This is a genomic window from Actinomyces oris, assembly GCF_001553935.1.
Lineage (GTDB): Bacteria > Actinomycetota > Actinomycetes > Actinomycetales > Actinomycetaceae > Actinomyces > Actinomyces oris_A.
Window position 1 is genome coordinate 1,086,528 of sequence record NZ_CP014232.1, and the last position, 17,945, is coordinate 1,104,472.

A 17,945-nucleotide genomic window follows, 5' to 3' on the forward strand; every position below is an offset into this window, starting at 1 on the left:
ATGCCATCAGTTCCCATCGGCACGGTACCGCTCACGCATGCGGTCCACGTAGTCGAGGAGGTCCTGTCGCAGGCGCTTGGGGGTGACGACGCAGGCATCCGGACCGAGCCGAAGCAGAATCGTCATGGCATGCAGGTGGTCCATGAACTCCAGCTGGAGACAGGTCCATCCGTCATCTCCGGGAGGTTCACCCTCTGCCTCGGTCGTCGTTGCGCGCAACGTCCACTCCTGCACATCACTCCAACGCTCGTCCCGCACCCAGACAGTGGCTGTGATCGCCTCGAACCTTTCAAGAAACTCCTCACGCTGTTTCCGCCATGCCGCGGCCATATCGAAGCCGGAGTCGTCAGCACACTCCTCAGCGAGTACATCAGCCTCTTCGATCCGAGAGAGCTTGGTGAATCGAACCTCGGTGCCGTGTGAGGCGCACAGGTACCAGCTGCGACCAGCGGCAACTATTCCGTGCGGATCGACGACGTCCTGCGTCGTCGTCCTCGACTTGTGACGGAAGACCATACGCAGTCGATGGCGCGTCAAGACCGCTTCCTGAACAGCTTGGAAGACGGCGTCGGCCCGCTCGCTCTCGGGAAGGGGAAGCCATCCTTGAGGATCGACCACGACGCGCGAGGCAATGCCAATGGACCGGCTTCGATGGCTGTCGGGCACGGCGGCGAGCAGTTTGCGAGACGCGGAGGCGAGGGCGTCACCAAGGCCCAGTGGCGCAGCACCCCAGCTGGTGAGACCGGCGAAGAGGGCTCGGCTCTCCTCACGGTTCAGTCCTGTCACGTCAATGCGAAAGCCGGGGTCGATTCTCACTCCCCCATGAGGTCCTCGCTCGCACCATACGGGCACGCCCGCAGCCGACAGCGCCTCAACGTCCCGCAGCACGGTGCGCCGTGAGACCTCCAGCCGCTGAGCCAGATCCGAGGCGGACAGACGACCATGGGTACGCAGCAGCCAGATCATGGACAGCAAGCGGTCAGCACGCACCGGCTCATCCTCGCACGTACGTGACACAAGGTGGCACCAATGGTCTCTAACCTCGACGCCGTCCGCCCACCTCGTATACCCGTGAGAGTCTCAGGAGCATCACCATGACGACCTTCGTTCCCAACAGCGTCATCCTCTACGTCTCCGACGTCGAGGCGAGTACCACCTTCTACAGCCAGATTCTCGGTCATGAACCGATCAAGACCTATCCAGGATTCAGCGTCTTCGCATTGTCCGACGACGTCACTCTCGGCCTGCAGGCAGCCGACGAGATTGAACCCACTGCCGAGCCATACGTAGGCGGGACCGAACTGAGTCTCAGCAACGTCGAGCGTGCCGACGTCGATCGTCTTCACGCGCAATGGAAGAAGCTGGGCATTCCGATGGTTCTGGAGCCGACCGTCCTCGAATTCGGCTACACCTTTGTGGCAACAGACCCCGATGGGCACCGCCTGCGTGTGTGCGCCACTGATACCTCGAGCTTCGTCTGACTCGAGACCCTCGGCACCCTGCCCGTCACCAGGTGCAGGCCCCGACGCTCCGCAAGCTGTGCGTTCCTCAAGACGGCTGCTGTCGCCTGAGTGCGAGTGAGAACCGCCAACATTGACAGACCCCGCCCACAGTGCGGAGGTCGGTCAACGAGAGAGCGCTCGGTGGCCTTCCAGCCCCAAGCCACGGGCGCGATGCGCCTCCAGCGCCTGCCTGCCGAGATGCTCACTACCCAGCAGCTCACCGACGATACGGACAGCCTCGTCCCAGTCGATCGCCTCCGGCGCATACGCCTTGGCCAGGGCTGGATAGTCTTCCCGGAGTTCTTCACGAACCCTTGAGCTGAGCGGGCGCACATGTCCCTACGCTCGAGACAGCACTCCGTTGATGGCCGCATTCAGAGCAATCCTTCGCCGCCCGGCGATACCGTGCTCGGCCTGGAAGGCCAGGTAAGGCTCTTCCTTCCGAAACTGGACCGCTATAGACAAGGCGTGCAAGGCATCCTGCGACCCTTCGATGCGTTGAGACTGCTCATCAATGCGGCGACGTAATTCGTCTAACTCTGCACTGGACTCAGACATTAACTGCGACCTCCTCTCACTCCGTGCGGCAGAAACCTAGAGTAGCGCCGGACATCGGTCAGACCTCAATCTGTGTAACCTCCACGAGATATACCCTCCCATACTATGCCAGAATGCACGGAAGAACTCTGAGGCGAAACCACCTCAGTCCATTGCCGACACCAGCGACCTCGGAACGAACGAATACACAAAGAGACCGATAAAAAACAGCAGCAATGGAACACTCAACACCCAGGCAACGGTCGACCTCGATAGCCCCAGCGGGTCGACATCAGTAGGCGCGGCAGCGAGCACCTGTATCAAGAGCCCGACAACAGCTCCCCCTAGCACGGGACCGGCTTGGCGAAGGACGTTGAGAAGGGAGGATGCAGCACCGAACTCGTCACTCCTCAGTGCGGCCATACCTACTGTTGTCAGTGGCGCCATCAAGAAGCCATTTCCGACACCGAAAACGATAGTCGCCCCCAGGAACCACATCCAAGAAACCCCAGTAGCGGCAATCAGCATGCTCAGGGCGGTTCCCATCGCGGACGCCCCGAAGCCGATCTGTAGCACGAGGCGGGCCTTTCCTTCATCAACCCAGTAACCCGCGATAGGTGCTGTGACCACAGAAGCAATCGACGCCGGCGCAAGAGCAGCCCCCGCCCAGACTGCCGCTTGCCCCATCACGGACTGAATGTAGTTCGATACGAGAAATGTCAAGGTGAATACACCAAGGGCCACAATTAGACCGAATACGGCAGCAGTGAGGAACCGCGGATTCTTGCGAAGAGACTGCGGAAAAACTGCGTACGCCGGATCCGCACGGCGTTCATACCGGAAGAAAGCAAACAGGCAGAGCACAGCGAACGGCAGGCAAGCAATGGTCAGCGGGTCCCAGCCCGCATGGGGGCCTTGCAGGCTTCCATAGAGAAGTGCCACAAGGCCGATGCCCGCAAGAAAGGTTCCCACGAAATCAACCCTCACGGACCGGACCACCTCGATCGGAAGACTTCTCATGCCCAGAATCACGACAAGAACAGCAATCGGAAGGTTGACGAGGAAGACCCAGCGCCAGCTGAGCCCATCAATCAATACTCCGCCAGCAAGGGGGCCGACGACGGACGCAGTTCCTGCAATTGACCCCCAGATGCCGACTGCGCGCCCACGGATATTTTCAGGGAAGGTGACGCCGATGAGCGTGAGAGTCTGCGGTACCAGCATGCCGGCACCGAGCCCCTGAAGGAACCGGCTGGCGATCAAGACGAACGGAGAGGTCGCGGCACCGCAGGCGAGGCTGGCAACTGCCAAGACGATCGTTCCCAGGAGGAAGAGGCGTCGGTGCCCGAATCGGTCACCTAAACGACCTGACGGGATGATCGCCAGTGCGAGGACGAGACCGTAGCTGTTGACCGCCCAGAAAACCTGTGCTGTGGACGCGCCCAGGTCCCGTGTCAGCGAGGGAACTGCGAGGTTAATAATTGTCAGATCGAGGAGAGCGATGAAGTACCCACCAGCCAACGCGCACAACCCGATCCACTGCCGAGCGCTGACTGTTATGTCTAGAGAATCTTCCGTCATATCCCCCCCCGTTCGTCAGTTCGGTATCGCAGAAGGTGTCTCTCTTGGTCATCACAGTGTCGTCACCACATTAAGGTCGAGGCCTCTCCCCAGCTCTCCCACTATTGACGTAGATGCCATTGCTGAGATGGCTGACCGCTGCGTCAGACCGATGCGGGACTGGCTCTCGAGTTGGAGAATCATCAGGTTGCACTCGATGGCCGCCGAGCTCACCGGCAACGAAAACGCCGCCACACTCACCCAACTCATAACACCTCGGTGAGTTTTAGTTGGTATTGCGGTACTTGAGCGGAGAGGGAGGGATTCGAACCCCCGGTGCGCCAGGCGCACAGCGGTTTTCAAGACCGCCACATTCGGCCGCTCTGTCACCTCTCCAGGCCGCACCCACCGGGCGCGACAGGCATAGACCCTACCATCCCGGCGGGCCCGCGGTCACTGCGAGCCCACCGGTCCGAGCCCACCGGTCGCCGACGGCGCGGTCGTACCCTATGCCTCGCGTTCGAGGGGTAAGGGTACGAACGCGCGACCTACCCTACGAACGCGCGGCCCGGCCGCACCGCTGACCCGCGGCCCCGCGGCCCGGCCCCACCTCCGCACCGGCCCCTAGGCCCGCCCGAAGAACCCGCGCCGGTGCGGTTTGCTGGCGCGCGCCGGCAGCAGGGAGTTCGGCTCGTCGAGCCGCCCCTCGGCCAGGGCCTGCCCGATCGCCGGCCATACCGGCAGGCGCGCCATGAGGGTGGCCTGCAGGGCGTGGTAGATGTCCGGGTGCCCGGCCCAGGTGCGGGTCGAGGGCTGGTTGTCGCGGTCGAGCTCATGGGTCCACACGCCGGGCGCCTCGATGAGGAACTCCTCGGCGTAGTCGATCCAGGCCCGATAGCAGTGCTCGTAGTGCTCGACGTCGATCTCCCCACGCCCGTCGTCGAGCAGGGCCTGGCGGATGGCGGCCGACGCCGAGATGCCCTCGCAGACCACCCAGTGCATGCGCTCATGCACCACGGGCTTGCCGTCGAAGTCCGTGGTGTAGACGAAGCCGGGGGCGCCGTCGACCCGCCAGCCATCGGTGCGGGCCTGATCGAAGATGTGCTCGGCGGCCTCCAGCATCCACTCCGGCGCGCTCATGGAGCGGTTGATGAGCGCCCCGCGCAGCTGCACCGTCAGGCGCGCCCACTCCAGCCCGTGGCCCGGCGTGACGCCGTAGGGCCGGAAGGGGTGGGCGGGCTCGTCGCGGTTGTAGTCCAGGCGCGGTTCCCAGGAGGCGGAGTAGTGCTCGGGCAGGCGCCAGCCGTGTTCGCGGGCCTGGACGTTGACGGCGAAGTCGGTGATCTTCAGGGCCCGCTCCAGCCAACGCACCTCACCGGTGACGTCGGCGGTGGCCAGGTAGGCCTCCACCGTGTGCATGGCGGCGTTGATGCCCCGGTAGTCCTCGGAGTCGGTGAAGTCGGCGGCGTAGGACTCCACCGGCATCTGCTGGCCCTCATCCCACCAGTAGCGGTCCTGGATCTCGATGGCGTCGCGCAGCAGCTCGTGGCCACCGGGCCGGTCGGCGGCCGTCGCGGTGGCGGCGGCCAGGAGCACGAAGGCGTGCTGGTAGCACTCCTTGCGGGCGTCGCGGTCCACCGGGAGGCCCCGCCCCTCGGCGTCGGGCTCAGGGCCGATCGCCGAGTACCAGCCGCCGTTGACCGGGTCGCGCAAGGGTCCGTTGAGGGCGCGCACGCCGTGGTCGGCATAGCGGCGGCAGCCGGGGATCCCCATGAGCGCCCCCAGGGAGAAGGCGAAGGTCATGCGGCCAGTGATCCACAGCTCGACGGGATGGGCGGGGTCCACCTCGCCGTCCTGACCGATCCACCCGAATCCTGTAGGCACCTGCGCGGCGCGCGCGTAGTGCAGCAGCGCGTGCGTCTCGTAGGCCAGCCAACGCTTGTGCTCGGGGGCGCCGAACCATCCCAGTCCCATGAGTCCTCCTTGAATCGCTGGGGATCCAAGGCTATCCACCCACCTGATGCGGATCAATGCTCCAGGCTGCTCCCGGCTGCCCGAGTGGCGCCCATTCTCGCCGGCACGCAATGCACGAGGGTGGGGTGATACTGGAGGAGGGTTGGGTGTACTGCAGGTAAGTGGGGCCTTCGTGCAGTACGCACAACCCTCGACCAGTAGATCCCGACCTTCGTGGAGGAGGTCGGCTCAGGGCGGAAGCCTCAGAGCCGACGTCGTACCCATGGCCTGCGGGTCCCGCCCGGGGGCTACTTCTGCTTGGGCCAGGCGGCCTCGGCCTGCTTGAGCGCCTCCTTGGGGGTCACCGTCCCGGTCGCCCACCGGCTCAGCCCGACCCACAGGGCGCTGCTGCCCACGCCCACCGGCATGGAGTCCGAGGCGTCCATCTCAACGGTCGTCTGGCGCGACTGGAGCATCCTGGTGGCGCGCCGGCCGACGTCGCTGGGCGCCAGGTCCGGGTCAACACCCTGGTTGGCGGTCGCCACCCCACCCAGTGCCATCCGCGTGCGGGCCCACTCCTGGGAGGTCAGGTACTCCATGACCGCGCTGACCGCGTCCGAGCGGGTGAAGGCCACGAGGTAGTCGGTGCCCACCAGCACCGAGTCCGAGCCGCGGTCCGCCGCCGGAGTGACGAAGGCCGAGACCTTCGTTCCAGCCGAACCCGCCTGAGTCGTCGCACCCGCCGTGCCCTTGGCCGACGCCGTCGCCCCGGTCGCCCCGCTGGCGGTGGCACTCGCGGTCGGGTGGGGGGCCTGGACCGTCACCGGGTTGGCGCCGTCGGCGTCGGTGATGACAGTGCCCTCGGGGAAGCGGCTCTCGAAGGAGGAGGAGGCGTGCAGCATGAGGCAGCTGCCCTTGACCAGCTCGGCCCCGGCCTGCACGGGGGTGCGGGAGATGACCGAGCCGCGCCCACCGGCGACGCGCCCATTGTCCAGAACCAGGGAGTTGACGGCGCCAAGGGCCTCCACCGCGTTCGGGGAGTCGACGGGCGACCGGTGCGAGGCCCAGGTCTCGTAGACGCCGGGCCCCTGGGTGGCCAGCAGGGCGTCCTCGAGCCAGTCGGTGAGAACCCAGCCAGTGGACTCGCCATCGGCGGCGCCCACGCACCAGGGCGTTACGGAGCCGTCGGGGTGGTCGGAGCGGATCTTGCTGGTGAGGGCCTCCAGCTCGGCCCACGTGTCGGGCACCTCGTAGCCGGCCTTGGCGAAGGCGTCCGGCGAGTACCACACGAGGGACTTCAGCGAGACCATGAGCGGGGCGCCGTAGGGCACGGAGGCGTGGATGCCGACCTGGATCCAGTGCCGGTCCCAGCCGGCCTCCACGTTGCTGTTGACCTTGTTGGGCAGCGGGTGGACGACGCCGGTGTCGACGAGCTCGGCCACCATGGCGGGTTGAGGCACGATAGCCAGGTCGGGCAGGTTCTCGGGGTTGTCCTGGCTCGACGGCGAGGCCCCCGAGCTGGTGGACAGGTTGGCTCCCGAGCCGTTGAGCAGCTGGGAGCGCAGCTCGGTGGTGCCGGTGTGCTCGATGTTGATGCCCGTGCAGCTCTCGAACTCGGCCACGGAGGCCTCGAAACGCTCGGCCTCGGTACCGGTCAGGCTGCTGGAGATGGTGACGGTGGCGCCCTTGTGGCCCTGATAGGCCTGGTAGGCGGCGCAGCCGGTGGCCGCGGCCGAGCCCGTCCCACCGGCGGAGCAGGCGGCGGTGGCGGCGGCCGCCAGGGTCAGGGTGCTGGCCGCAGCCAGGAGGCGGACGCTCCGGCGCAGCCGACGGCTCGCACGCCCTCGGCCGGGGACGCCCGCCCCACCGGACGGGCCGGCGGCGCGAGCGGCGCGCTCCTCAGGGATGGAGTTGTGCTGGGAGACAGGGAGGGGGGACTGTCGCATCAGGGGTGCCTTACTCGTTCGATGAGGGCGTCCAGGACGGCCGCGCAGCCGTCCCGCCACACGGGCTCGGTCAGGATATCGCCGCGGTCGCGCACCCACTGCGGCGCACTACCCATGACGACGCCGGCTCCGGCCCACTCGATCATCTCGACGTCGTTGGAGCCGTCCCCGACCGCCAGGACGTGGGCGGAGTCGGTGCCCAGGCGGGCGATGAGCGCCTCAAGGGCGGAGGCCTTGGTGACGCCCTCGGGGGCGACGTCGAGCCAGGCCGTCCAGCCGATGGCGTACTCCACCGAGTGCAGCCCGGAGTCGGCCACGATCTGGGAGAAGCGCTCCACCGGCATGCCCGGGGCCCGCAGGACCACGCGGGTGACCGGCTGGGAGACGAGCTCGTCGAAGGTGACGACCCGCTGGTCCTCAATGAGCTCGCCGTCGGGGAAGAGCCGGGAGACCTTGAAGCCGACACCGGGGTCCTCCACGGCGAGGATCCCGTCGGGCACGGCGGCGTGGAGGGTCTCGATGGCGGCGCGCGGGTCGAAGGTGCGCGAGTCGACGACCTCGTAGCCGCCGGGGGCGTCAGGGTCGAGCCGCAGGGTCATGGCGCCATTGGCGCACACCATCCAGCCGGCGGACAGCCCCAGGTGGCGCACCACCGGCATGGCGGCGGCGATCCCGCGGCCGGTGGAGATGACCACGGGGACCTTGTGGGCGCGCAGGCGGGCGACGGAGGCCAAGACCCGCTCCGAGACGTGCCCGTCCATGTCCAGGATGGTGCCATCGACGTCGAGGGCGACGACGAGCCCGTGGCCGGGCGCGAGCCTGGCGCCGCCGGCGGCCTCCAGGGCGTCGAGGTCCCGCATCCGGTCCTGGACGAGGGCGTGGTACTCCTCGTGGTCCAGGGGCCGACGGCGCAAGGCGCGCTCGCCGGTGCCCTCGGCCTGTCCGGAGCCGTCCTCGAGGTGCCCGACGTACTCCGTGGAGCCGCCCAGCTGGGTCAGGGGCTGGCCGGCCGGGGCGATGCCGGTGGCGGGGTTGACGGCCGGGCCGTTGCCGGTGGGCGCGGAGCCGGCGGGCTCGCCGACGGCGTCGGTCTCGCGGCCGGCACCCGGGCTGGAGGTGGGCGCGGGGTTCACGGGGCGGCCCTCAGGCGGTGGCCTCAGCGGGCTCGATGACCTCCAGGCCGCCCAGGTAGGGGCGCAGGCCCGCGGGCACGCGCACCGAGCCGTCGGCCTGCTGGTGGTTCTCCAGGATGGCGACCATCCAGCGGGTGGTAGCCAGGGTCCCGTTGAGGGTGGCTACGGGGCTCGTGCCGCCCTCGCGGCGCTCGCGCACGGCCAGGCGGCGGGCCTGGTAGGTGGTGCAGTTGGAGGTGGAGGTGACCTCCATCCAGCGCTGCTGGGTGGGCAGCCAGGCCTCGCAGTCGAACTTGCGGGCGGCGGAGGAGCCAAGGTCCCCGGCGGCGGTGTCGATGACCCGGTAGGGCAGCTCGACCAGGGCCAGCATCTCCTCCTCCATGGCCAGGAGCCGGGCGTGCTCGGCCTCGGCGTCCTCGGGGCGGCAGTAGGAGAACATCTCCGCCTTGTTGAACTGGTGGACGCGGATGATGCCGCGGGTGTCCTTGCCGGCGGCCCCGGCCTCGCGCCGGTAGCAGGTGGACCAGCCCATGTAGCGCTTGGGGCCGGCGGACAGGTCGAGGATCTCGTCGGCGTGGTAGCCGGCCAGGGCCACCTCGGAGGTGCCGGTGAGGTAGAGGTCGTCGGCGGGCAGGTAGTAGATCTCGTCGCTGTGGGCGCCCAGGAAGCCGGTGCCACCCATGACCTGCGGGGTGACGAGGGTGGGGGTAGTCATCGGGGTGAAGCCGTGGGCGACGGCGGCGTCCAGGGCAGCCGTCATGAGCGCCAGCTCCAGGCGCATGCCCCAGCCCTTGAGGTAGTAGAAGCGGGCGCCGGAGACCTTGGCGCCGCGGCGGGTGTCAATGATGTCCAGGCCCTCGCCGATCGCCAGGTGGTCGGCGGGCTCGAAGCCCTCGGCTGCGAAGTCGCGGGGCTCGCCGCCCTCGTGGCGCAGGACGACGTAGTCCTCCTCGCCTCCCGAGGGCGCCCCCTCGATGAGGTTGGCGAACTGGCGGGCCAGGTCGTCGAGCTCGGCGGCGGCGGCCGAGGAGGCGGCCTCGGCGGCCTTGACCTGCTCGGCCAGCTCCTTGGCGTTGGCCAGGATCGCCGGGCGCTCCTCCGGGGATGCCTTCCCCACGGACCGGGAGACCTGCTTCTGCTCGGCGCGGAGGTTCTCGAAGGCGGCCAGTGCCTGACGGCGGGTCTCGTCGGCGGCGATGACGCGGTCGACGAGATCGACGTCGGCTCCACGGGCTCGCTGGCTGGCGCGGAAGGGCTCGGGGTTCTCACGAAGCGCACGCAGGTCGATCATGGTCCCGAGTGTAGTCAGGACCGCGCCCCGGACAGCATTCGGGCAGCGCCCCGGTCCGATCCGGGCCGCGAGCGCGGCGGGCTGCGGAGGCGGAGCGAGTCGGGGACGACCAAAGTCACGGGTACGTGGCCGAGCCGACACTGGAGGGCGCAACGGGCGGGATTCGACGTCGATCCCCCGACGGCCGGTCCGTCGTCGGGGCCACCCGGGGGCCCTGAATCCCAGGAATGATCCGGGAGATCAGACGGTCGCGGGGTGGGGCCGGCGAGGCCGCGCCCCATACACGCTCACCCCCACCCGCACTACCGCCCGACGGCGAACGTGACCCACACCCCTCTTACCAACGCAATCCACCTGTGAATAGAATCCATTTCAATCGGTGCACCCTATCGTTCCCGACGGTGTTTCCGAGCCGCCACGTTGGAGGCTCGTCCACACCCCACCGCATCGTCCTCCCCACTCCTCCCGGCTAGTCGTCTGTCCCCGATTTTCTGTCACTCCGTCATATCAGGCTCGCCGACCGCCACGCATGCGGGCCCCGACCACAGGACCACCACTCATGCCGACCACATCATCTCCGTCCTTCTCCCAGCTGAGGGCCTTCGTAGCGCTGTGCGACCACCAGCACTTCGGCGAGGCCGCCGCGGCGCTCGGAGTCAGCCAGCCCAGCCTGTCCCAGGCCATCACCGCACTGGAGAAGCGCGTCGGCGGCGAGCTGGTGGAGCGCACCACCCGTCGTGTCCTGGTCACCTCCCTGGGCGAGGCCCTACTGCCCTACGCCCGGGACGCCGTCCTGGCCGCCGAGGCCTTCAACGAGGCCGCCTCCAGCCAGGGCGCCGCCCTGAGCGGCACGATGCGCCTGGGCGTCATCCCCACCATCGCGCCCTACCTGGCCCCCGTTCTCATCGATGGTCTGCGCGAGGCCCTGCCCCAGATGGACCTGGACCTGCGCGAGATGGTCACCGGCGACAACCTCGACCAGCTCGCCCAGGGGCGCCTCGACGCCGCCATCATCGCCCTGGAGGACGACCTCCAGCGCACCACCGCGATCCCGATGTTCGACGAGCGGCTCGTCGTCCTCACCGCCGCCGACCACCCCTGGGCCGGCCGCACGGACGTGAGCCCCGCCGAGCTCGACGACCAGCCCCTCCTCCTGCTCGACGAGGGCAACTGCCTGCGCGACCAGACCCTGGCCCTGTGCCAGCGCTACGGCTCCCAGCCCCCGGTCGCGGTGGCCACCACGCTGTCCACGGTCACCCGCATGGTCGCCCACGGCTCCGGCGTGACGATCATCCCCGAGGGGGCGCTCCAGCTGCTGACCCCCTCCTCGGAGTACGGCGTCGCCCGTTTCGGCGACGAGGCGCCGATGCGCCGCATGGGCCTGGTGCACCGGGTCTCCTCCTCCCGCGGCGCCGACTTCGCCCAGCTGGCCGAGCTCATCTCGCACCTGGTGCGAGAGGCCGATCTGCCCGTGGCCCCCGTCACGGCTCTGGCTGTGGCCTGAACCCTCCTCCGGGGTCTCACTCGCCGGCGGCCTAAGCTCTACGGGTCCGCTCCTGCCTGCCGGTCCCCACCGGTCCCCGCCGGGCCGTGACCTGGGGCCGCCGGGGCGACTAGCCTGCCCCTATGACGTGCGGCACCGACGGCGGCACCCGGGCGACGACGCGCACCGGGCGGCCACTGGCCTGCGTCGTCGTCAACCCCTCCAAGCCGCGCGTCACTGCCGCGGTGCGCGCCCTGCTGGAGGGCGAGCTGCGCGAGGCCGGATACGCCGGGCCCGTGTGGCTGGAGACGAGCGTCTCCGAGCCCGGCATGATGCAGGCGCGCCTGGCCCTGGCGGCCGGGGCGAAGCTGGTGGTGGCCGCCGGCGGTGACGGAACGGTGCGCTCGGTGGCGGCCGGCCTGGCCGGCACCGGCGCCCAGATGGGCATCGTCCCGCTGGGCACGGCGAACCTGGCGGCCCGCAACCTCGGGGTGCCGGTCGGGGACGCCCGGGCCGCGGCCCGGGTGGTGGCCCACGGCGTCGATCTTGCCGCCGATCTGGCCTGGGTGCGCACCGAGCCCTGGACCGATCCCAACATCCTCTCCGACCCGGCGTCATCGGGCGCCCCCCGCGGACGGACCGGCTCCACACCCTCCACACCCCTGACGAGCCCAGCCGCAGCAGCGCCGCCGGACTCCCCGCCCACTCCTGCCGACCCGGCCAACCCGGCCAACCCAGCCGACTCCCGGCAGCTGTCGGCTGAGGCGGTCCGGGCCGTGCGCACGATCCAGAGGGCGACCCGCCGGCCGCATCAGTGGACCCGGCCCACACTCGGCGACGAGCACGCCTGCATGGTGGTGGCCGGGATCGGTTTCGACGCCGGACTGGTGGCCTCCACGCGCCCGGCCCTCAAGGCGCGGGTCGGTTGGGGCGCCTACGCGCTGGCGGCCATGGAGAACCTGGGCTCGCCGCGCATGGACCTGGTGCTCAGCCTCCTGGACGAGGCCGGCGCACGGCGCGTGGAGCGCCTGCGGGCCCGCAACCTGCTGGTGGCCAACGGCGGCCGGCTCCCGGCCGGAATCACCCTGCTGCCGCAGGCCCGCACCGATGACGGCCTGCTCGACGTCGCCGCCATCGACACGGTGGCGGGCCTGGCGGGCTGGAGCTCACTGGCGCGCCAGGTGCTGCCGCCCTACGCGGCGCACTACTCCGAGTCCGGCCGCTCGCTGGGGCGGGTGGTGATGCGCCGCGGCGGGGAGGTGGCCGTCCAGCTCTCGGCGCCGGCCCTGGTGGAGGTCGACGGCGACCTGCTGGCGCCCACGCAGGGCATGCGGGTGCGCATCGACCCCGGGGCGCTGCTCATCCGCCGCCCGGCGGCCTAAGCCCGCCTCACTCCTCCCAGAAGTCGGCGACGTCGATCGCCCCACCGGTGGCCTCGAAGTCGGCGCGCACGGCCCGGCGCAGCTCGGCGTCGTGCAGCCAGTCCAGGGCGACGGCGGCCAGCCCGTAGGCGCCGTCGAGCGCGGCCGCGTCCCCGGTGGGGGCGCCGGCGGCCTCGGTCATGGCGGGGGTGTGGAGGGCGATGTCGGGCCGGTCGGTGACCTTGATGAGCGGGTGGATGCCGGGCACGCGCTGGGACACGTTGCCGAAGTCGGTGCCGGCGGCGATGGTCTCGGGCAGGACCCCGGCGGCCAGGGGGTCACGGCCGCGCTCGCGCTGGGAGCGCACCCAGGAGGTCAGCAGGGGGCCGTTGTCGCGGACGGGGACCTCGTTGCAGTACTCGGAGGTGAGGATCTCAACGCCTGTGCCGGTCATGAGGGCGGCGCCGTGGAGGACCTCCTCGACCCGCTCGGCGATCTCCTTGAGGGTCTCGAGGTACTTCGAGCGCACCATGATGGACAGCTCGGTGCGCTCGGGGATGATGTTGGGGACCTGGCCGCCGTCGGTGATGATGGCGTGGAGGCGGTCCATGGGGAGCATCTGCTGGCGCAGCAGGCCGATGCCGGTCAGGGCCAGGGTCGCGGCATCCAGGGCGTTGCGGCCCATGAAGGGCTGGGAGGCGGCGTGGGCCGGCACGCCGTGGAAGATGACGCGCAGGCGGCGCACGCCCAGCCAGGTCTGGTGGGTGACGTCGTGGGCGTAGGAGTGGGTCTGGATGGCCGCGTCGACGCCGTCGAGCATGCCGCGCACGGCCAGGATCTCCTTGGCGGTCGAGTTCTCCTCGGCGGGCGTGGTCTGCAGGACGACGCGGCCGGGCAGGGCGCCTGGGCGGGTGCGGGCCAGGGCGGCCAGGGCGAGGAAGGCTCCCACGGAGTTGGCGCACATGACGTTGTGCCCGCAGCCGTGGCCGATGCCGGGCAGGGCGTCGTACTCGGCGAGGATGGCGATGGTGCCGGCCGACTCACCGGAGCCTCCGGCCGCCGCGTCTGCACCGCCGGTGCTGCCGGCCGCGGGGATCTCGGCGCGCAGGGCGGTGTCCATGCCGTAGACGCCGACCTCGGGCTCGATGCCGTGGCGGCGCAGGAGCTCGGCGACCGTGGCCACGGCGTGGTGCTCCTCGTAGCCGGTCTCGGGGTGGTCGTGGATGTCGTGGGAGAGCTCGACGATCTGCGGGGCCAGCTCGGCGACGGCCTGCCCCAGGGCGGCGCGCAGGGCGGTGGAGGCTCCGGCGTCGTCGGGCAGGGCCGGTGCAGGGCCGACGACGCCGCGGCGCTCCTCGGTCTCAGCGAGCATGCGCTCCTGGATGGCGCCGGAGGGGACGGTGGGGCGGGTCAAGTCGTTCAGGTCGCGCATGGCCCTATCTTGGCCCAGCCGGCCTCCCCGCGCTCAGTCGCGAGGTGCGGCGAGCCGACGGGCCGCGTCGACGACGACGGCGCGCTGACGTTCGTGCGCCTCCTCATCCTCGAGGGGCCCGCACAGCATCCGGGCCACCTGAGGCACGGTGGACCACCAGCCGGTCAGCGACATGAGCATGACCATGAGCGCCCCGGGGTCGATGTCCCGGGTCAGGACGCCGGAGTCCTGGCCACTGCGCACCCCGGCGATCTTGCGCTGGTAGTGCTCGCGCCGCAGCTCCTCCTCGGGTACCTCGTCGTCGAAGGTGAGGGCCTCCCAGCACAGGAGCCGGATGAGCTCGGGGCGTTGCCGGTGGTAGTCGTAGAGGCGCCCGGCGTAGTCCCCCACGTCCTCCCCCGCGTCGAAGGCGGGCGGCACAGCCTCGGCCACCCTGGTCAGCTCGTCGCGCAGGACTGCGGAGAACAAGCGGTCCTTGGAGCCGAAGTAGTTGTAGATGCGCTCCTTATTGACCCCCGCCCGCTTGGCAATCCGCTCGACGGTGGTCCCAGCGGGCCCACGGCGGGTGAACTCGGCGGTGGCGGCGTCCTTGATCTTGCGCTTGGTTCCCTCGGTGTCCCAGGCCATGACACTCCGTCTTCCCTGTCCGCGAGCGCCGGCGACAAACTCCAACGCTACCGTTGCACTTCCCCTTCCAGTCTACTAGGGTCACTTCCAACGCTTTCGTTGGAAAGGGGTTCTCATGTCTCCCGAACACCGACCCGATCAGCATCCCGACGTCACTCACTTCCCCGAGCTATCAGGCCAGTCGGCGACTCGGTCACCCTCCCCCACCTACCCCGCCGACAGCGGAGCTACCGCGGCCCTCGTGGTCACCGCACTGCTCGTCCTGACCCAGCTGTACGCCGCCATCCCCCTGCTCACCCCGATCTCGACCGACCTCCATGGCAGTGCCACCGTCGCCCTGTCGACGGCCTTCAGCCTCACCTACGCCGCAGGCTTCCTCATCTGGGGGCCAGTCTCTGACCACTACGGCAGGAGGAGAACCATGGCGCTCGCGCTGGGTACCCTCACCATCTCCACCGTCTGCTGCGCCCTGGCCCCGTCCCTACCGGCACTCGCGGCCCTGCGCGCGATCCAGGGTCTGAGCGCCTCCGGTTTCGCACCCGTGGCCCTGGCCTACTTGTCCGAGGCGCTGGCACCATCCAGGCGGGCCGGGGCGATCGGGGCAATGTCGACGTCGTTCCTCGTGGCGGGCATCTTTGGCCAGGTCCTGGCCTCGCTGGTCGCGCTGCACCTGGGGTGGCGGTGGTTCTTCCCCCTGTGTGGCGGACTGCTGGCCGTGGCCCTGGCGGCCGTCCTCGCCGTCGTGCACGACGCCGCTTCCACCTCCGGCCCCTCGGGCTCCTCCCTGCGGGGGCAGTTCGCATCCCTGGGGCGCCTCGCGCTCAGGCCTGCGGTTGTGGCGCTGAGCCTGGCGCATGTCACGCTGCTCATGGTGTTCGTCGCCATGTACACAGGGATCGGCGGGCACCTGGAGTCGCAGGGCATGCGGCCGTCGACGATCGTTCTCATTCGCCTGGCAGCCCTGCCGGTCATGTTCCTCAGCCTCGTTGCGGGCCGGATCGCGGCTAGGTGGTCCTGGGCGCAGACGGCCCGACTGGGCTTCGGGGTGTCGGCGCTGGGCATGCTCGGCGAGGCACTGCTGGCGCAGAGCCTGGCGGGCCTGGTGGCCGGCAGCATCGTGTACGTCGCAGGGGTCGCGCTGGCTGTGCCGGCGATGATCAGCCTCTACGGGCAGGTGTCCGCCCCCAACCGCGGCAGCGGCATGGCACTCAACGGATTCATCCTGTTCGTCGGCACGAGCGCCGGCCCGCTCCTGGCGACGTCGTCGCCCACCTTCCGGACGCTGGCTCTCACCCTGAGCAGCATCCTGGCCGTGGCACTGGCCGCGATCACCGGTTTCAAGGCTCTGGCCGACGTCGACCGCTGAGCACCGCCCGGCTCGCCCGAGCCCCCGGCCCATCGAGGACGTACTTTTGCAACGAGGACTGCGTTCTCCCCCAGATGGCGACGGGGAGATCCCAGTGGCCTGGAGGAAAGCGCAGTCCTCGATCGGAAAGTACGTTCCGGGCGGGCCGCAGCCACCACTGCGGCCCGCCCGGACCGCCCCTCCCCGTCCTCAGCTGAAGAGCGAGGCGGCCACCATGGTGTCGCCCTCCTTGATGCCTGGGGGGATCGCGAACAGCGCCGAGGCCTCGTGCTTGAGGTACTCCTGGAGGGCGTCGCTCTTGGTCATGCGGTCCAGGATCGGGTAGAAGTTCGTGCGCGGGTCACGCACGAAGGCGATGAAGAACAGGCCGGTCTGCAGCTGCCCCAGGGAGTCGGAGCCGTCGGTGTAGTTGTAGCCGCGGCGCAGCATCCGGCGCCCCTGGTTCTGCTCCGGTGAGACGACGGCGATGTGCGCGTCGGCCGGCACGAGCGTCTCGCCCTTGTCGTCCTTTGCCTTGTAGTCCACGGCCGTGAACTCCTCGGAGGACTTCGTGGGGTTGGTGATGCTCAGCGGCGCCCCGTAGCGCTTGTCGCGCCCCATGGTCTGCTCCTGCTCGATGAGCCGCAGCCGGTCCCAGATCTCGGCGAGCATGCGGATGCGCCGGGCCACGTAGTAGGTGCCGCCCGTCATCCACGCGGCTGCGGCGTCGTCGCCCTTCTGGACCCACAGGTGCTTATTGAGCTGGTCGGTGGAGTCCTCGGCCTTGATGTTGTTGGTGCCGTCCTTGAAGCCGAAGAGGTTGCGCGGCGTCTCCTGGTCCACGGAGGTCGACGACGTGCGACCGTAGCCGACCTGGCTCCACCGCAGTGTGGCGGTCCCGAAGGCGATGCGGGTGAGGTTGCGGATCGCGTGGACGCACACCTGGGCGTCGTTGGAGCAGGCCTGGATGAGCAGGTCGCCGTCGGACTGGGCGGCGTGGAGCTGGTCTCCGGCGAAGGAGGGCATGCCCTCCTTGAGGACGGCGGGCATCTTGGCGGCCAGGCCGAAGCGGTCCTTGCCGTCGGCGTCGACGAACAGGCCCTTGCCCACGCCGAAGGTGATGGTCAGGCCGTTGGGCTTGTAGCCCCATGCCTCGCCGGTGTCCTTGGGCGGCAGCTGCTTGTTGGAGCTGGGCTGGCCGCCGATGAGCTCGCCGGCGGTCATCTGCTCGGCGGCCACGGCCCATTCGGACAGGAGGGTCTTGAGCTCCTCGACGTCGGTGGCAGAGACGTCGAAGGCCGCGGTGAACATGTTGTCCTGGGCGGGGGTGGTGATCCCCGCCTGGTGGTCACCCCGGAAGGGGTAGGTCGTGAGGATGGCCTCCTCGGGACGGCGGGAGGCCTCCCAGGCGCGGCCCCCGGCCACACCGGCCAGGCCCGCGAGCGCGGCGCCCAGTCCCGCACCGGTGAACATGGCGCGGCGGCTGGTGCCCTTGGCGCCGGGCGTCCCGGCTGATCCGGGCGTCCCGGTCGCATCCGGCTTCTCCGGCTGGTCAGCCCCGTCGGGGGTGCTCGCCCCCTCGGACTGCTCGGCCGCGTCGGAGGCCGAGGAGCTGTCACCCGGGCCCTCCGACGTCGGTGCCTGCGACTCCTGCTGCGCCCGCGCGGTCTTGTCCTGAGGCTCGTCCAGGGTCTCGTCCTGGGCCGCGTCGTCGGCGACCGGGGAGGTGCCCGACTCGTGGGCCGGCTTGCCACTCACTGCTGTCTCCTTCCGGG

Annotated in this window: 15 protein-coding genes and 1 tRNA gene; 4 read left to right on the plus strand and 12 right to left on the minus strand. The window is 69.6% G+C overall.

The features are described 5' to 3' along the window. Positions 1-6 precede the first annotated feature (6 nt). On the minus strand, positions 7-990 hold the full coding sequence (locus tag AXE84_RS04590; protein ID WP_060957019.1) for a helix-turn-helix transcriptional regulator: 984 nt from the start codon (positions 988-990) through the stop codon (positions 7-9). A gap of 104 nt (positions 991-1,094) precedes the next feature. Between AXE84_RS04590 and AXE84_RS04595 the strand changes: the two genes are divergently transcribed. After that, the gene (locus AXE84_RS04595; protein WP_060957020.1) at positions 1,095-1,481 is read left to right on the plus strand and encodes a VOC family protein; all 387 of its coding nucleotides are present in this window, start codon (positions 1,095-1,097) and stop codon (positions 1,479-1,481) included. 144 nt (positions 1,482-1,625) lie between these two features. Here the strand turns inward: AXE84_RS04595 and AXE84_RS13235 are convergent, their stop codons facing one another. From AXE84_RS13235 to serS, 8 genes are all read right to left on the minus strand, one after another. Continuing rightward, positions 1,626-1,835 (minus strand): hypothetical protein, encoded by a 210-nt coding sequence (locus AXE84_RS13235; RefSeq protein WP_236750154.1) that lies wholly within the window; start codon positions 1,833-1,835, stop codon positions 1,626-1,628. A gap of 6 nt (positions 1,836-1,841) precedes the next feature. Continuing rightward, positions 1,842-2,060, minus strand: a complete 219-nt coding sequence (locus AXE84_RS13240; protein WP_236750155.1) for a hypothetical protein — start codon at positions 2,058-2,060, stop codon at positions 1,842-1,844. Positions 2,061-2,204: 144 nt separating this feature from the next. After that, on the minus strand, positions 2,205-3,620 hold the full coding sequence (locus tag AXE84_RS04605) for a DHA2 family efflux MFS transporter permease subunit (RefSeq protein ID WP_060957021.1): 1,416 nt from the start codon (positions 3,618-3,620) through the stop codon (positions 2,205-2,207). Positions 3,621-3,909: 289 nt separating this feature from the next. Next, a tRNA-Ser gene (locus tag AXE84_RS04615) sits at positions 3,910-3,995 on the minus strand. Between the two features lie 228 nt (positions 3,996-4,223). Continuing rightward, positions 4,224-5,573: an AGE family epimerase/isomerase gene (locus AXE84_RS04620; RefSeq protein ID WP_060957023.1), complete on the minus strand. Its 1,350-nt coding sequence runs from the start codon at positions 5,571-5,573 to the stop codon at positions 4,224-4,226. A gap of 287 nt (positions 5,574-5,860) precedes the next feature. Further along, positions 5,861-7,498, minus strand: coding sequence for an ABC transporter substrate-binding protein (locus AXE84_RS04625; protein ID WP_060957024.1), 1,638 nt, complete (start codon positions 7,496-7,498; stop codon positions 5,861-5,863). Further along, entirely contained in the window at positions 7,498-8,631 is a 1,134-nt protein-coding gene (locus AXE84_RS04630; protein WP_060957025.1) for an HAD family hydrolase, read from the minus strand. Before AXE84_RS04630 ends, AXE84_RS04625 begins: the two co-directional genes overlap by 1 nt. Before the next feature lie 10 nt (positions 8,632-8,641). Then, a complete protein-coding gene (serS, locus tag AXE84_RS04635) occupies positions 8,642-9,922 on the minus strand; it encodes a serine--tRNA ligase (protein ID WP_060957026.1) in 1,281 nt (426 codons plus the stop codon). Positions 9,923-10,481: 559 nt separating this feature from the next. Here serS and AXE84_RS04640 point away from each other — a divergent pair. Both AXE84_RS04640 and AXE84_RS04645 read left to right on the plus strand, forming a co-directional pair. After that, positions 10,482-11,426, plus strand: a complete 945-nt coding sequence (locus AXE84_RS04640) for a LysR substrate-binding domain-containing protein (RefSeq protein ID WP_010612834.1) — start codon at positions 10,482-10,484, stop codon at positions 11,424-11,426. Between the two features lie 122 nt (positions 11,427-11,548). Beyond that, the gene (locus AXE84_RS04645; protein WP_060957027.1) at positions 11,549-12,787 is read left to right on the plus strand and encodes a diacylglycerol/lipid kinase family protein; all 1,239 of its coding nucleotides are present in this window, start codon (positions 11,549-11,551) and stop codon (positions 12,785-12,787) included. Between the two features lie 7 nt (positions 12,788-12,794). Here the strand turns inward: AXE84_RS04645 and AXE84_RS04650 are convergent, their stop codons facing one another. Together AXE84_RS04650 and AXE84_RS04655 are read right to left on the minus strand one after the other, a co-directional pair. Continuing rightward, entirely contained in the window at positions 12,795-14,198 is a 1,404-nt protein-coding gene (locus AXE84_RS04650; protein WP_060957028.1) for an amidohydrolase, read from the minus strand. A gap of 33 nt (positions 14,199-14,231) precedes the next feature. Next, positions 14,232-14,825, minus strand: coding sequence for a TetR family transcriptional regulator (locus AXE84_RS04655; RefSeq protein WP_060957029.1), 594 nt, complete (start codon positions 14,823-14,825; stop codon positions 14,232-14,234). A 115-nt stretch (positions 14,826-14,940) separates the two neighbouring features. On the opposite strand from AXE84_RS04655, the gene AXE84_RS04660 reads away from it, so the two are divergent. Continuing rightward, positions 14,941-16,191, plus strand: coding sequence for an MFS transporter (locus AXE84_RS04660; protein WP_060957030.1), 1,251 nt, complete (start codon positions 14,941-14,943; stop codon positions 16,189-16,191). Positions 16,192-16,380: 189 nt separating this feature from the next. Here the strand turns inward: AXE84_RS04660 and efeB are convergent, their stop codons facing one another. Then, a complete protein-coding gene (efeB, locus tag AXE84_RS04665) occupies positions 16,381-17,928 on the minus strand; it encodes an iron uptake transporter deferrochelatase/peroxidase subunit (RefSeq protein ID WP_081093069.1) in 1,548 nt (515 codons plus the stop codon). Between the last annotated feature and the right edge of the window lie 17 nt (positions 17,929-17,945).

Coding starts and splice junctions, on each gene's coding strand:
- AXE84_RS04595 (WP_060957020.1), top strand. CDS start 1,095: ATGACGACCTTCGTTCCCAACAGCGTCATCCTCTACGTCTCCGACGTC.
- AXE84_RS13240 (WP_236750155.1), bottom strand. CDS start 2,060: ATGTCTGAGTCCAGTGCAGAGTTAGACGAATTACGTCGCCGCATTGAT.
- AXE84_RS04605 (WP_060957021.1), bottom strand. CDS start 3,620: ATGACGGAAGATTCTCTAGACATAACAGTCAGCGCTCGGCAGTGGATC.
- AXE84_RS04620 (WP_060957023.1), bottom strand. CDS start 5,573: ATGGGACTGGGATGGTTCGGCGCCCCCGAGCACAAGCGTTGGCTGGCC.
- AXE84_RS04625 (WP_060957024.1), bottom strand. CDS start 7,498: ATGCGACAGTCCCCCCTCCCTGTCTCCCAGCACAACTCCATCCCTGAG.
- serS (WP_060957026.1), bottom strand. CDS start 9,922: ATGATCGACCTGCGTGCGCTTCGTGAGAACCCCGAGCCCTTCCGCGCC.
- AXE84_RS04640 (WP_010612834.1), top strand. CDS start 10,482: ATGCCGACCACATCATCTCCGTCCTTCTCCCAGCTGAGGGCCTTCGTA.
- AXE84_RS04645 (WP_060957027.1), top strand. CDS start 11,549: ATGACGTGCGGCACCGACGGCGGCACCCGGGCGACGACGCGCACCGGG.
- AXE84_RS04650 (WP_060957028.1), bottom strand. CDS start 14,198: ATGCGCGACCTGAACGACTTGACCCGCCCCACCGTCCCCTCCGGCGCC.
- AXE84_RS04655 (WP_060957029.1), bottom strand. CDS start 14,825: ATGGCCTGGGACACCGAGGGAACCAAGCGCAAGATCAAGGACGCCGCC.
- AXE84_RS04660 (WP_060957030.1), top strand. CDS start 14,941: ATGTCTCCCGAACACCGACCCGATCAGCATCCCGACGTCACTCACTTC.